Annotated in this window: 12 protein-coding genes and 1 pseudogene; all 13 read left to right on the top strand. The window is 64.6% G+C overall.

Annotated features, from left to right (window positions below; genetic code table 11):
• Positions 1–24: 24 nt before the first annotated feature.
• Positions 25–549: pseudogene (locus JHC99_RS02945) on the top strand (TMEM175 family protein); the annotation flags it as partial.
• A gap of 99 nt (positions 550–648) precedes the next feature.
• Entirely contained in the window at positions 649–996 is a 348-nt protein-coding gene (locus JHC99_RS02940; protein ID WP_135196034.1) for a putative quinol monooxygenase, read from the top strand.
• Between the two features lie 218 nt (positions 997–1,214).
• On the top strand, positions 1,215–1,397 hold the full coding sequence (locus JHC99_RS02935; protein WP_292151974.1) for a hypothetical protein: 183 nt from the start codon (positions 1,215–1,217) through the stop codon (positions 1,395–1,397).
• Positions 1,398–1,656: 259 nt separating this feature from the next.
• The gene (locus JHC99_RS02930) at positions 1,657–1,863 is read left to right on the top strand and encodes a hypothetical protein (RefSeq protein ID WP_292151973.1); all 207 of its coding nucleotides are present in this window, start codon (positions 1,657–1,659) and stop codon (positions 1,861–1,863) included.
• 25 nt (positions 1,864–1,888) lie between these two features.
• The gene (locus JHC99_RS02925) at positions 1,889–2,260 is read left to right on the top strand and encodes a hypothetical protein (protein ID WP_292151972.1); all 372 of its coding nucleotides are present in this window, start codon (positions 1,889–1,891) and stop codon (positions 2,258–2,260) included.
• The gene (locus JHC99_RS02920) at positions 2,254–2,676 is read left to right on the top strand and encodes a hypothetical protein (protein WP_292151971.1); all 423 of its coding nucleotides are present in this window, start codon (positions 2,254–2,256) and stop codon (positions 2,674–2,676) included. The genes JHC99_RS02925 and JHC99_RS02920 overlap by 7 nt, the downstream gene beginning before the upstream one ends.
• A 631-nt stretch (positions 2,677–3,307) precedes the next feature.
• Positions 3,308–4,561, top strand: coding sequence for a TolC family protein (locus JHC99_RS02915; RefSeq protein WP_292151970.1), 1,254 nt, complete (start codon positions 3,308–3,310; stop codon positions 4,559–4,561).
• Positions 4,558–5,766: an efflux RND transporter periplasmic adaptor subunit gene (locus JHC99_RS02910; protein WP_292151969.1), complete on the top strand. Its 1,209-nt coding sequence runs from the start codon at positions 4,558–4,560 to the stop codon at positions 5,764–5,766. The genes JHC99_RS02915 and JHC99_RS02910 overlap by 4 nt, the downstream gene beginning before the upstream one ends.
• An 11-nt stretch (positions 5,767–5,777) precedes the next feature.
• Entirely contained in the window at positions 5,778–8,999 is a 3,222-nt protein-coding gene (locus JHC99_RS02905) for a CusA/CzcA family heavy metal efflux RND transporter (protein ID WP_292151968.1), read from the top strand.
• Positions 8,996–9,598, top strand: coding sequence for a cation transporter (locus JHC99_RS02900; RefSeq protein WP_292151967.1), 603 nt, complete (start codon positions 8,996–8,998; stop codon positions 9,596–9,598). The genes JHC99_RS02905 and JHC99_RS02900 overlap by 4 nt, the downstream gene beginning before the upstream one ends.
• Positions 9,595–11,688, top strand: a complete 2,094-nt coding sequence (locus JHC99_RS02895) for a heavy metal translocating P-type ATPase (protein WP_292151966.1) — start codon at positions 9,595–9,597, stop codon at positions 11,686–11,688. Before JHC99_RS02900 ends, JHC99_RS02895 begins: the two co-directional genes overlap by 4 nt.
• Positions 11,685–12,128: a DUF305 domain-containing protein gene (locus JHC99_RS02890; protein WP_292151965.1), complete on the top strand. Its 444-nt coding sequence runs from the start codon at positions 11,685–11,687 to the stop codon at positions 12,126–12,128. Before JHC99_RS02895 ends, JHC99_RS02890 begins: the two co-directional genes overlap by 4 nt.
• A 568-nt stretch (positions 12,129–12,696) precedes the next feature.
• Positions 12,697–14,019, top strand: a complete 1,323-nt coding sequence (locus JHC99_RS02885) for a hypothetical protein (RefSeq protein ID WP_292151964.1) — start codon at positions 12,697–12,699, stop codon at positions 14,017–14,019.
• Positions 14,020–14,054: the final 35 nt, after the last annotated feature.

The raw sequence follows: 14,054 nt of genomic DNA, 5'->3' as shown, positions 1-14,054 counted from the left end.
CCGCAGGGCTACACCGATCTTTTCCATGCCATGGCGGAACAGTGGCGCGAGCATCTGGCGCTGCTCCTCTGCTATGTCGTGATCGGCGCCTACTGGCTGCAGCACCATTACTCCGGTCGGATCTACGCCCGGAGCGATCACTGGTTCGGCGCGATCAACCTTCTGTTCCTGCTGGCGATCGTCGTCGTCCCGTACCCGATCCGCATCTGGGTCTTCCATCTCGGAACAGCGTTCGAGCCCGTCGCGTCAGTGGTATTCACAACTGGCGTCGCCCTTATCGCCTGCGCCTGGATGGCCAAATGGTTCTACGGCGTGGTGGGCCGACGGACGATGGACGAGCGGCTCGCGGCGGATTTCATCCAGCAGATGACGCGTCGCTACGGGCTTGCCGCAAGCACCCAGATCGTCGCGGTTCCGATTTCAGCCTTCTCGCCGCGGATCGGCGTGGCCGTCACCCTCCTCGCGGTCGCCTTCTTCTTCCTGCCCCAGCCGAGGCCTCGTTACCATCCGGGCGAGGAGCCGAGCTTGAGAGACGTGTCGGACGGGTAGTCGTCCCCCACTGTGCGGCGCAGACGCTGTGCAGTTCAGGCGCAGCCAATACTGCGGTGGAGCGTTTGCATGTCGCCCTGGACTCGAAAGGAGACCGTGATGGCCAATGCTGAATCCCGCTCACCCGTGAATAAGGCCCTGTTCGTGCGACTGCGCGCAAAGCCCGGCAAGGAGGCTGATGTCGAGGCCTTCCTGCGCGACGGACTGGCTGCCGTGATGGAGGAGCCGGACACGACGACATGGTATGCGCTCCGCTTCGGTCACGACGACTTCGCCATCTTCGACACCTTTCCGGGAGACGCGGGGAGGCTAGCTCATCTGGCAGGAAAGGTTGGCCGTGCACTCGTCGCCAAGACACCGGAACTGCTCGACGGCCTCCCGAAGATCGAAGACGCACAAGTTCTGGCGTTCAAGCTTACCGACCAAAGCGGTGAGGTCCGGGACTGAGGCGCGGCTCGCCAGTTGCCTGGCTGTTCTCTTCCCGATGCAGGTGCTGATTGGCCAAGTATGTGGAAGCGCAAGCGCCGGGGGCTGCTTAATACTCCTGCAGTGCGCGCTGTCGGTCAAGGTAGTTCATAAAATGGCACTGACACAGTTTGAAATCAGGCGTTGAGGGGCGTCCTGTCCCGAGACACGACCTCCAGACCAACTCTGGAGATGTCCCAATGCGGCACAGAACTGATTTCGTCTCGATCCCCTTCGCCAAACTGGCTGTCCGTCGCCGATGTGTGGACGGCTCCGTCCAGTTCGTCGGCACCATCGATGGCCGCGACTGTGTTCACTCTCCCACTTTCGAAGGCGCCGTCCAGTCGTTGCTGCGCCGCTCCTGTCACGCCACCGTCCACTAGACCGGCATTCTAATAACGGTGATGAAACAAGGTCGGAGTTCGCCTTAGACTCGAGTCCAACCGTTCAGATATAGTGTACCGGACGCGGTCAATAATTAGGCTGGACTCCGCGTTATCGATATAGGAGCGCTCAAATCAGAATACGGACTCATGACGGCGTTTTTTGACTCGATTTGCGAAAGACGAGTCGATCAAGTGGTCGTATTTGGTCACTCGGCACTATTTTGGTAAGAGTCGCCATAGGCGCAGGAGGCAGTTGATGAACAAGGCAGAACGCGCCGCTCTCCTTCAGGAACTGAAGCGCACCACCGGCCAGATCAACCCCGACGGCAGCCCGTTCATAGACGACGGAGAAATCGCTGATCCCAAGGTCGTGTCCGAGTTCTCCCAACCCTCTCGCGAGAAAATTAAGGCGCTCGCGGAGCGTATGGCGCGCAAGCCGCCGATAAACCTGGTCAAGGACTAGACGGCCTGACAGCGAGCCTCGTCACATGACGTATCTCCCGCTGGGCCACGGCCTTTTGCAGCACTTCCTCGGCCCAGAGGTCACGCCGGGCGGGCAGGACGTGTTCATCGGAACCCGACCGCTGGACGGAGGCGAGGTTGTTGCCGTGATCAGGATCGATGGCTGCGCCACCGAGGCTATCGCAGCCTGGCTGGGTCGGCAGATTCACGCCGATCTGATCGCTCACATGCGGTTTGTGAACCAGAATGATGTGCCGATCGACGCTGCCACTCACGAATACGGTGTCCCAGCGGGTGCGGTCGATTGGAGCGTGGCAGTCTACGTCATTTTGGGATCGGCTGAGCAGGCTCAAGCCATGGTCAGCTTCCTGACCGAATACGGCACCTTGTCATGTTGACCGTTGTCAGGCCCCTGGCCAACGCTGCTCAAGTCGAGACGTGGGCACGCTCTAACGGCTTCAGCAACATCATTCCCGCCAACTGGCACGTGACGATCGCCAAAACACACGGCCCGATCGATCTTGGTGGCCTGGTGAGAGACCTATCGACACTGGTTGTCCCAGCCTCGTCAAACCGGTTAGTCGGTCGCATGGGAGGAACGATCGGACTGATGTTCCGGTCGGGCGCAATCGAAACCTGTCATCGCGAATTCAGGATCGCCGGCGCGGACTGGGAAAATAAAGGTTTCCGTGCCCATGTAACCATCGCGGTCGATGACCGCCGCCGGAGCCTTGACGGCGTCAAGCCGTTCGCAGGCGAGTTGGTATTCGCCGAGGAAGATTGGTTCCTCCCGCCATTCACGCCGGCCGGGTGACTTCGTCCACCGGGTGACGTTCATTTCGGCTCCGCGCGTCTTGGATAGCAGTCTGGTCGACCTCTTTGGGACGGCGTTAAAATAGTGAAGAGCGCCAGTCCTCTATGATAGCGACGATGCGGTCGGACTACGCACAGGCCGACACCCGGCTGTGGGACACAATAGCCTTGCTTGATTGTTATTGGGTGCGACGATCCGAACGTTGATTGGACGACCATCCGTGGTATGTGGCCTCATGGGTTTGACCTCGAACAGACACTGGATGATCGCGGCGCTTCTTGCGCTGTTCGTCGCCGTGTTCGTTCTTGTGCCGGTGGCAGACGCGGCGACCTGCGCAGTCGAAGCCGAAGTCACCCAGACATCTACTTCGGTCTCTCTACCCGACGAGCCGACAGACTCGCCCTCGGCTGATCATGGCCTTTGCGCTCATGGTCATTGTCATCACAGCGGCGTGGCGCTCCCGCAACCGGCCCCGCTGAAGTTCTCAAAGAATCACTCGGCCACGCCCGCGCTCAAGCCGAGCAACGCGCCTTTGACTTCACATTCGCCCAACGGGCTGAAGCGTCCACCTAGGGGCTGACGAGCCGCGCGCCCGTGCGCGCACCTCGTCAGCAATCTCTGGGACATTCAAATGCCACCCCTCATTATACGCCGGACGCAGTTGGCGTTCGGCTGCGCCATGGTCGCATTTGCGACGGCGCTTAGCAGCCCCGCGTGGGCTGACCCTGCACCGTCTTTCGACGCGTTGCTCGAACGTATTGGCTTGGCGCCGACGTCTCTAGAAGCCGATGCGCTTCTGGACGCGGCCGAGGCTAGAGTGCGTCAGGCGCGGGTTCGCCCCAACCCTGAACTCGGGCTGGAGGCGGAGAACGCCTTCGGCTCCGGCCCCTTCTCCGGCTACGACAATGCCGAAACTACTCTGTCGCTGACGCAGGACCTCGAACTCTGGGGCCGTCGCGGTGCGCGGGTGGCGGTGGCCCAGGCAGACGCCGGCACCGCCGGGCTGAGGCGCGATCTAGCCACGGTCGAGGCCGGCGGCAGGCTGGCTCTGGTCTACGCCGAAGCCGAAGCCGCCCAGCGCCGCTATTTGCTGGCCGAGGAGGCGTTGGCCGTCACTATCGCCGACACTCGCGCGGCCTTGATCCTCGTGGAAGAGGGGCGCGAGCCCCTGCTGCGGGGCATCCAGGGCGAGAGCGAAGCCGCTGCGGCACGAGCGACGCTGGATGAAGCCAAGGCTGAGCGAGACGCGGCTTTCGCCCGTCTCACGGCTGTTGCGATGCTGCCGGTGCCGGTCACATCTATCGACACCAGCCTGATCGATCGGGTGCCGGCCACTGCGGCGACGACGGTCGGCGCGACTCCGCAAGTTCGGGTGGCCGAAGCCGAGCGAACGGCTGCTGAGAGCCGGATCGAGGTGGAGCGGGTTCGCGCCCGACCCGACGTTCGCGCCTCTGTCGGTGTGCGTCGCTACGAAGCTGAAGACGCAACCGCCCTGACCTTCGGGTTGAGCATCCCGCTGCCGTTGTTCGATCGGAACAGAGGCAACATCGACGCAGCCCAGGCCGACTTCAGGGCTGCCGATGCGCGACTGATGGGAGCCCGTCAGGAAGCGGAGGCTGATCGCAACGCCGCCTTTGCTCGCCTGTCCGCCTCGACCAGCCGGGTTTCCGCGTCTGACGCCGGCGTGTCCGCCGCCGAGGAAGCCTACCGGCTTTCGCGCATCGGCTTTGAAGCGGGCCGCATCTCGCAACTGGAACTGCGGTCGTCTCGGGCCGCGCTGATCTCCGCCCGCAACGCCGCCGTGGACGCTCGCCTCGCGCGGGTCCGGGCGGAAATCGATCTCGCGCGCCTGCAAGGCCGCGCCCCCTTTGGAACATCGCAATGAAACGCACATCACGGATCAACAAGACCTGGCTGATGGCTGGGGCCGCCGCCGTCGTCGTCCTTGGCGGCGCGGGCTTCTACATGATGACGCGGTCATCAGCGGAAGCGCCCGCAGCGTCCGCTGAGGGAGAGCACGCCGGGGAAGAAGGCGATCATGCCGAAGGTGAGGAAGGCCACGCCGAGGAAGGGGTCGGCCAGGAAGGCGTCGTCGTCCTGACGGCGGCGCAGATCACCGCCGCGAACATCTCGGTTGTCGCCGTCACGGGCGGCGGCGGTGGTGAGACCCGTCTGTCCGGCCGGGTGGAGCCGATGGTCGACGCCAGGGCTGCTGTCGCCGCCAGTGTTGGCGGTCGTGTCGAACGCGTTCTGGTCGCACCGGGGCAATCGGTGCGCGCCGGTCAGTCGCTGGCCATCCTGGTTAGCGGCGACGCCGCCACCCTCCGCGCCGATGCGGATGCCGCCCAGGCCAACGCCGTCGCCGCCGAGCAAGCGCACAGTCGCGAAGAGAGCCTCGCCGATCAGGGCGTGGTCGCCCGCCGCGACGCCGAGGTCGCCCATGCGCAGGCGCTCGGCGCCGAGGCGTCGGCTCGTGCTGCGCGAGCCAGGGCCTCGGCCGCTGGATCGCCCAATGCGGCGGGTCGGCTCAGCGTGACGAGCCCCATCTCGGGCGTCGTCACCAGCGTTCAGGTGGGACCTGGCGGCTTTGCTGCTCAAGGCGGGATCATCGCCGAGGTCACGAACCCCGCGCGGGTCGAGATCGTCTTCAACGCGCCGCCGGCACTTGCCGCTCAGGTTCGCGCTGGATCGTCGGTGCGTGTGCAGGGTCCCAACGGTGAGTTCGACGCCGTCGTCACCGGCGTTGCCGCTGGGGCGGGCGCACAAGGTGGTGGAGCCGTCATCCGCGCGCGACCGACGGGCGGCAGCCTGCCCCCCGCAGGATCGGCCGTCTCAGGCTCCGTGGTCACGGGCGGTGAAGGCGGCGGCCTGACCGTGCCATCTGACGCCATCCAGACCGTCGAGGGCGCCACCGTCGTGTTCGTCCGAACGGCCGAGGGCTTTCGCGCTGTTCCGGTCCTTGCGGGTCGGCAAGCCGGAGATCGCACTGAAATCCTGAACGGCCTGACCGGGGCCGAACGCATCGCCGGGGCCAATGCCTTCCTCCTCAAAGCCGAACTCGCCAAGGGCGAGGCCGAGCACGGCCACTAGGGGCGACAATCATGTTTACATCCATCATCACGGCGTCCGTTAGGTTCCGCTGGTTCATCGTCCTTGCCGTCAGCCTCGTCGCGGCGCTGGGTCTGTTCGAACTGACCAAACTGCCGATCGACGCCGTCCCCGACATCACCAACCGTCAGGTGCAGATCACCACGGTCGCCCCCGCCTTGGCTCCCGAACAGATCGAGCGTCAGGTCACCTATCCACTGGAGACGGCCCTGGCCGGCATACCAGGACTGACCAGCACGCGGTCGCTATCGCGCAACGGCTTCAGCCAAATCACAGCGATCTTCACTGACCAGACCGACATCTATTTCGCCCGTCAGCAGGTCGCTGAACGGCTGGCGGCCGCGTCGGAAGGGCTTCCCGAGGGCGTGGAACCGGGCCTGTCACCGATCACGACGGGCCTCGGCGAGGTCCTGATGTGGACGGTCGACTATGTGCCCTTCAACACCGAGAACCTGTCCAAGCCCGGCCAACCGGGCTGGCAGGCCGGCGGGGCCTATCTGACCCCTGAAGGCGACCGACTGACGACCGCCGAACAGCGCGCCACCTATCTGCGCACGGTTCAGGACTGGATCATCGCGCCCCAGATGCGAACCACCACCGGTCTTGCCGGGGTCGATACGGTCGGCGGCTACGTCAAGGAATACGCCGTCCGACCCAATGCCTCGCAACTGGCCGCCTATGGGCTCGGACTCAACGATCTGGTCGAGGCGGTCGAGCGCGCCAATACCCAGGCGGGTGCGGGCTACATCCAACGCGCGGGCGAAGCCCTCGTCGTGCGCACCGATGCCCTGGCGCTGACGATCGACGATCTGGCCCAGGCGCCCGTCGTCAATCGCGGCGGCCTGGTTGTTCGGGTCGCTGACGTCGCCACGGTCGAGATCGGTCAGGCTCCGCGTTTGGGCGGCGCCAGCCGCGACGGGCACGAGGCTGTGCTGGGCACGGCGCTGATGATCGCGGGCGGCAACAGCCGCACCGTGGCTCAAGCCGCCGCCGAACGGCTGTCGGTCGTGGACGACAGTTTGCCGCCCGGCGTCGTCGCCGTGCCGGTGCTGAACCGGAGCGAACTGGTCAACTCGACCATCTCGACGGTCGCCCGGAACCTGGCCGAAGGCGCGCTGCTGGTCATCGTCGTTCTCTTCCTGCTGCTGGGCAACATCCGAGCGGCGAGCATCACGGCCCTGATGATCCCGTTGTCCTTCCTGTTCGCCGTCATCGGCATGAACCGGTTCGGCATCAGCGGGAACCTCATGAGCCTGGGCGCCCTCGATTTCGGTCTGATGGTCGATGGCGCAGTGGTGGTGATCGAGAACACTCTGCTGATGCTGACCCAGCGCCGGGCCGCTCTGGGGCGGATGCTGACCCGCCATGAGCGACTGGACGTGGCCATTCAGTCGGCTCGCCAGATGGTCAAGCCGGCCGCCTTCGGACAGTTGATTATCCTTCTGGTGTTCGCCCCGCTGCTGATGCTGGAAGGTGTTGAGGGCAAGACGTTCCAGCCCATGGGCGCGACCGTCATGCTGGCTCTGATTGGCGCCTTCATCTTCTCCTTCACCTTCGTGCCCGCGATGACAGCCCTGCTCGTGCGTGATCCCAAGTCGGTTCACGTCGGTCCGGACGGTCAGGCGGTCGAACACGAGACCTGGATTCTGCGGTTCGCCCGTCGGTTCATCCAGCCGGCGATCCAGGCAGCGGTCTCGCGGCCCAAGATCGTGCTGATCTCGGCGGTGGCGACCCTCGCCATCGGCGCGGTCTCCTTCATGTCGCTGGGCCGGGAGTTCATTCCCACGCTCGATGAGGGCGACATCGCCATGCAGGCGTTGCGTGTGCCATCGGCCTCGCTGGAGCAATCCCTCGCCATGCAGATGGCCCTTGAGCGCGCCATCAAGGCCCAGCCCGAGGTGGAGACGATGTTCTCGCGCACCGGCACGGCGGAGGCGGCGGTGGACCCGATGCCGCCGAACATCTCCGACAGCGTCATCGTGCTAAAAGACCGCAAGGACTGGCCTGATCCGAGCCTGGAGAAGGAGGCTCTGATCGAGCGGATCGAGGGCGTCGCGGCGCTTCAGATCGGCAACAACTTCGAGTTCAGCCAGCCGATCGAACTGCGGTTCAACGAACTGATCTCGGGCGTCCGCACCGATCTCGCCGTAATGGTCTATGGCGATGACTTCGACACGCTTCAGCGGGTCGCGGATCAGGTCGCGACTTCGCTCAGGGCGACGACCGGTTCGGCGGACGTTCGGGTCGAGCAGGCTTCTGGCCTGCCGACCCTGACGGTCAGTGTCGATCGCATCGCCGCCGCCAGCTACGGCCTGTCCGCTGCGGATGTCAGTGAGGCGGTTTCGGCCGGCGTCGGCGGCGCCGAGGCCGGGCGCATCTTCGAGGGCGACCGACGCTTCGACGTCGTCGTGCGGCTACCCGACGACGCCCGCAACGATCCGGCGTCTCTGGCAGCCTTGCCGATCGTCTCCGACACGGGGGTCATCGTGCCGCTGTCCTCGGTCGCGCGCATTCAGGTCGGTGAAGGCCCGAACCAGATCAGTCGCGAGAACGGCAGTCGCCGCATGGTGGTTCAGGCCAATGTTCGCGGTCGCGATCTCGGCGGTTTCGTCACTGACGCCCAGAGCCAGGTCTCGAAGATCGACCTGCCGGCGGGCGTTTATCTGAAATGGGGCGGCCAGTTCGAGAACCTTGAGCGGGCGGTGCAGCGCTTCGGTCTCGTCATCCCGATCGTCTTCGTGCTGATCGGCGTGCTGTTGTTCCTGGCGCTGGGGTCGTTCGCGGAGGCGGGCCTGGTGTTCGCCTGCGTGCCTCTGGCTCTGGTCGGCGGCGCGCTGGCGCTGCTTCTGCGCGGGATGCCCTTCTCGGTCTCTGCGGCGGTGGGCTTCATCGCCGTCTCGGGCGTGGCGACCCTGAACGGCCTGGTCCTGATGCAGGCGATCCGAGAGCGGTTGACAGCGGGCCTCAAGCCCTACGACGCCGCCATCGAGGGTGCCGCCAGCCGCCTGCGCGCCGTGCTGACGACCGCAATGGTCGCCATCGTCGGCTTCGTCCCTATGGCGCTGGCGCATGGAGCCGGGGCCGAGGTCCAGAAGCCGCTGGCGACAGTGGTGATCGGAGGTCTTCTGACGGCGACCATCCTCACCTTGCTTGTCCTGCCGACCTTCGCGGCCAGGGCCGTCAAGCACAGGTCGTCGGAAGGGATGGACGATTGACCGGCGACGCCTTCAGCGACCAGCAGCAGCGACAGACGCTGCTGCTGGTTCTGGTGCTCAACGCGCTCTTGTTCGTAGGCTTGGGGGCCGGCGGCATTCTTGCCGACTCCAGCGCCCTCTTGGCGAACGCGGTCGATAACGGCGCGGACTCGGTCGTCTACCTGATCAGCTTCCTGGCCGTGGGTCGTGCCTTGTCCTGGAAACAAGGTGCAGCCCGTCTGTCCGGTGTGTTGCTGCTCCTCTTCGCCGTCGGCGTCGTCATCGACGTCGGCCGGCGCTGGTACTTCGGCGCGGAGCCCGTCGGCTGGACCATGATGGGTCTAGCCATGATCGCGGCGATCGTGAACCTGATCTGCCTGCTACTGCTGAAGCGGGTCACCTCCGACGACGTCAACATGGAGGCCGCCGAAACCTTCAGCCTGAACGACTTCGCCGCAAACGGCGGCATTCTCGTCGCTGGCGGGCTTGTGCTGTGGCTCGACCAGGCTTGGCCAGACCTCGTGGTCGGACTGCTGGTCGCGGCGCTCGCGATCAAGGGTGGTGTCGAAATTCTCCGCAACGCGGCTCGCGCCGGAAACAACGAGGAGGCGATCCGATGAGTTCGTCCGCTACTGACCATCGAACCGGTGATGGCCACGATCATGCCAGCGAGAAGGCCGGAGCCGACCCCCATGCGCATGGAGGCATGCTTGGGCCGAACACCGAGGTGATCTTCGCGCTGGCGAGCGGCGCCGCGCTGGCCCTGGGCTTCGGGCTTGAAAAGCTTGTCGCCGGCATCCCGGCCTGGCTGCCTATCGCGCTCTATGTGGTCGCCTATGCCTTCGGCGGGTTCTTCACGGTGCGCGAGGCCTTCGACAACCTCCGCAACAGGCGATTCGAGATCGACACCCTGATGCTCGTGGCCGCCGCCGGTGCAGCGGCGCTCGGTGCTTGGGCGGAAGGGGCGTTGCTCCTCGTCCTGTTCAGCATCGGCCACGCTCTAGAACATTACGCCATGGGGCGCGCTAAACGCGCGATCGAGGCCCTGGCCGATCTCGCGCCTCGCACCGCCCACGTCCGTCGCGGCGACGAGGTTGTAGAAGTGCCGGTCGAAGAGGTCGCGGTCGGCGACACGATCGTGGTTCGACCGAACGAACGGCTGCCTGCGGACGGCTTTGTCGTGGTCGGTGCGACCAGCATCAACCAGGCCCCGGTGACTGGCGAGAGCATGCCTGTCGACAAACAACCGGTGACCGATGCCGAGGCCGCCCGCGCGCGACCCGCGCAGATCGCATCTGCCTCGATCGTCTTCGCGGGGACGATCAACGGGTCCGGATCGATCGAGATCGAGGCGACGCGCAAATCCACTGACACGACCTTGGCGAAGGTCGTCCGTATGGTGAGCGAGGCCGAAACCCAGAAGTCCCCTACCCAGCGCTTTACCGACCTCTTCGAGCGGATCTTCGTGCCGGTGGTTCTTGGCCTGGCCTTCATCCTGCTCTTCGCCTGGGTCGTGGTCGATGAGCCGTTCCGCGACAGCTTCTATCGGGCCATGGCGGTCCTGGTAGCGGCCAGCCCGTGCGCCCTCGCCATCGCCACGCCAAGCGCAGTTCTCTCCGGTGTCGCTCGTGCGGCCCGAGCCGGCGTCCTGATCAAGGGCGGAGCCCCCCTTGAGAACCTGGGATCGCTCAACGCCATAGCGTTCGACAAGACCGGCACCCTGACAGAGGGACGGCCCCGGATCACAGACATCGTGCCGGTAGGCGGCGCGAAGGAACTCGACCTTCTGACAACCGCCGTCGCGGTCGAGCGGCTGAGCGATCACCCTCTGGCGGAGGCGATAACGCGTGACGGCCTGAAGCGCCTTGACGGCGTGGTGGTCGCAGCGGCTTCTGACCTGAAGAGCCTGACCGGGAAGGGCGTGACGGCCCAATATGATGGTGGGCAGGTATGGATCGGCAAGCCGGAGATGTTCGGCGTGGACGGGATCGCATCGCTCACCAACGAGGCGGAAGCGGCCGTTACCCGCCTGCGGCTGGAGGGCCGAACCCTGATGGTCGTCCGCCGGGGTGAGCGCGATCTCGGCGTGATCGGACTGCTCGATACGCCACGGGCCGCAGCCCGCACGACGCTCGATGCCCTGCGTGGGCTGGGTGTCTCTCGGATGATCATGATCTCGGGAGACCATCAGAAAGCGGCTCAGGCCATCGCCAGCCAGGTCGGCCTGACCGAAGCCTGGGGAGACCTCATGCCCGAGGACAAGGTCGAGGCCATCAAACGCCTTCGCGCTGACGGTAAGATCGCGATGGTTGGGGACGGCGTGAACGACGCCCCCGCAATGGCCACGGCGACTGTAGGCATCGCCATGGGCGCGGCTGGCTCCGATGTCGCTCTGGAGACCGCCGACGTCGCCCTGATGTCCGACGATCTCTCGCAACTGCCGTTCGCGGTTGGGCTGAGCCGCAGGACACGCGGCATCATCATGCAAAACCTGGTTGTCAGCCTGGGGGTGGTCGCCTTCCTTGTGCCCGCAACCATCTTAGGACTTGGCATCGGGCCTGCGGTGGCGATGCACGAAGGCTCGACCCTTCTGGTCGTATTCAACGCGCTCCGGCTCCTGGGCTATCGCGACCCCACCCGCCGCGTCGGCGCATCGAATGGCAGGGCCGACGTTGGCACAAGCCCGGCCCCTAAGGGGAAGTCCTCATGAAACGCATCGGATGGGCAACCGCCATCGCCGTGTTCCTCGCGTTGTCGGCCTTCGCCTTTGGCATGCTGTCAGGACGGGCTCGCCCCACATCGGATGCGGCCACCACGTCACAAGTTCAGCATGCCGGCACTCATGACCCCCAAGCCGCGCCGACCGCGGATGCGCCCTCTACGCAGGCCTATCGCGAAGCAAACGACCGGATGCACCGGAACATGGCAATCGCCTACACGGGGGATGCCGACATCGACTTCCTCCGGGGCATGATCGCGCACCATGATGGGGCCGTCGCCATGGCGAAGGTCGCCATCGAGCACGGTGAGGGAGCGGACGTCCAAAGCCTTGCTCGGGAAATCATCGCGGCTCAGGAGGCCGAGATCACAAGGATGAGAATCCTGTTGGCCCGACACGAGGATGTTCCGGCTCCTGGCGTCAGGCCCTGACGGTGGCCGGGAAGCGGCTTACCATCCGGGGACGCGACCTGCGCTGGAAGGAGGGCCGCCCGAAGACCAGACGGTCGCGGCAGAAGCCTCCACCGCCGCCGAACCTGACCGTGGACGTCACGGTTGCCGCTGTAGCCAGCGTCGTCGCGGGCGGCGTTGCCTTCTGCTTCGCCTTCATCCTCTTCGGCTCGCACAAGGTGCCGCTCTACCTCGGCTACGCCGTGATCATGGGTGGCGTCGGCGCTGTCTGCTTTGTGATGGGACCAACGGACCGGGGCAGCCGCATGGTCGCGGGTGGGATAGGTCTTCTGTGTCTGATCGGATCAGCCGGCCTCTTCGCGGCGCGGGCTGACATAGTCATACATCCTCATCGCCATAAGGCCGTTACCCAGGCCGTAGTTCTCGACAGGTCGTCTGATAAGCTAGCGCCACAAGGAGGCGGTCGGGACAGATGACGACATCCTCGGCGTCAGGACCCTGATGGGATAAACTTCGCAATCATCGGCTGGCCCAGGCCGGGCTGCCCCCCGCAACAATCAGCAATGAGGAACTGAACTAGCCTCTGCATATGATCAATGTTGACCCGGTAGAGAATTTCACGGCTCATTTTGATGGCTGGCGCATACGCTTGTCGATGGTCAACCGACTTAGCACCAGCAAGAGGTCCGCGATCCTTCGGGATATGATGGAACGCCAGGGCATCAATGCTCTGGCGCGGACTAAGGACGGCAACACGGGACAGTCTGGCCGTCCGAGCCAAGTGACCGTGCTGAAGCTTCTCGCTGATGCCGGTGACACCGCTATCGACTTCCTCGACCAGAAGATGCGCGATCTCCCCGTCCGGTATGTCGAGGCCGACGAGATGTTCTCATTCGTTGGCATCCGGGGCATGACGCTGCTCAGGAACCAGATGCGCGCGCCCAAGGGTCAGGGTGTTTTCTGGGTTTGGATAGCGATCGACCCCGTGAGCAAACTGATCGTTGCGTGGCATGTCGGCGGTCGTGGCAACGCGGACGCGAAGCTGTTCATTGCGGACCTGAAAGCGCGATGCGCTGGTCGCATCCAACTCACGACTGACTCCCACCGCGCCTACTACGAGGCTGTCGCGTCTGAGTTTGGCGACGACATCGACTACGCAACGGTGAAGAAGCAGGACGACAACGAGCAGCAACTGGTCGTCGAGGAATACACCGGCGTCAAAATGCCCTACCGGCAGAAAAAGCGTCCCAAGCGCGAGATGCACCCTCCCGTCGTTCGCAGCGGGGTGCCAGACGAAGACTGGATCACAACCAACCACATCGAAAGCTTCTTCCAAAAGCTGCGTCAGAATCTGGGCCGGTTCGCGCGGAAGTCAGCGCTCCATTCGAAAACGCTGATCAACCTGAAACGGGCTCTGGCGCTTTATATTTACCACTACAACTTCCAGCGCATCCACACGACGATCAAGACGACGCCGGCGATGAAGTCCGGCATCGATGACGACATCTGGACCTGGGACAATTTCATGGACCTCGTCGATGAGAGGGCGGAGGCCCTGAGGGCGGCTCGGCGCGCCGGCGCGGTAGCAGCGGAAGCGCCGACGGTCGATGAGAACGTCATCCGCCTCAAAGGCCCCCGCGACGGACAGCCGGGCGAATACACCGTCATGGTCAGCTTGCACCAGAAATACGCCAAGATTCACCGGACGTCCTGCGTGCATCTCCGCGACACCCCTGGCCGGCAGAGCAAGAGGGGCGACTCGCATAAGTTTCAGTGTGAAACCTTCGACGCCGCTCAGAACCTCGCCTACGACTTTATGCCGGACGACGTCGCCGTCTGCAAAATCTGTTTGGGCGAGTATCAGCGTCTCGACACCGGTCGCGGCAAGGGCGGCAACAACCTCAAGCACTAGCCCAATGTAGGACGACCTTAACCAGGGCCGGCCAA

The sequence above is a fragment of the Brevundimonas sp. genome (assembly GCF_016463485.1).
Taxonomy (GTDB): Bacteria; Pseudomonadota; Alphaproteobacteria; order Caulobacterales; family Caulobacteraceae; genus Brevundimonas.
This window is presented reverse-complemented; position numbering and strand designations above follow the sequence as displayed.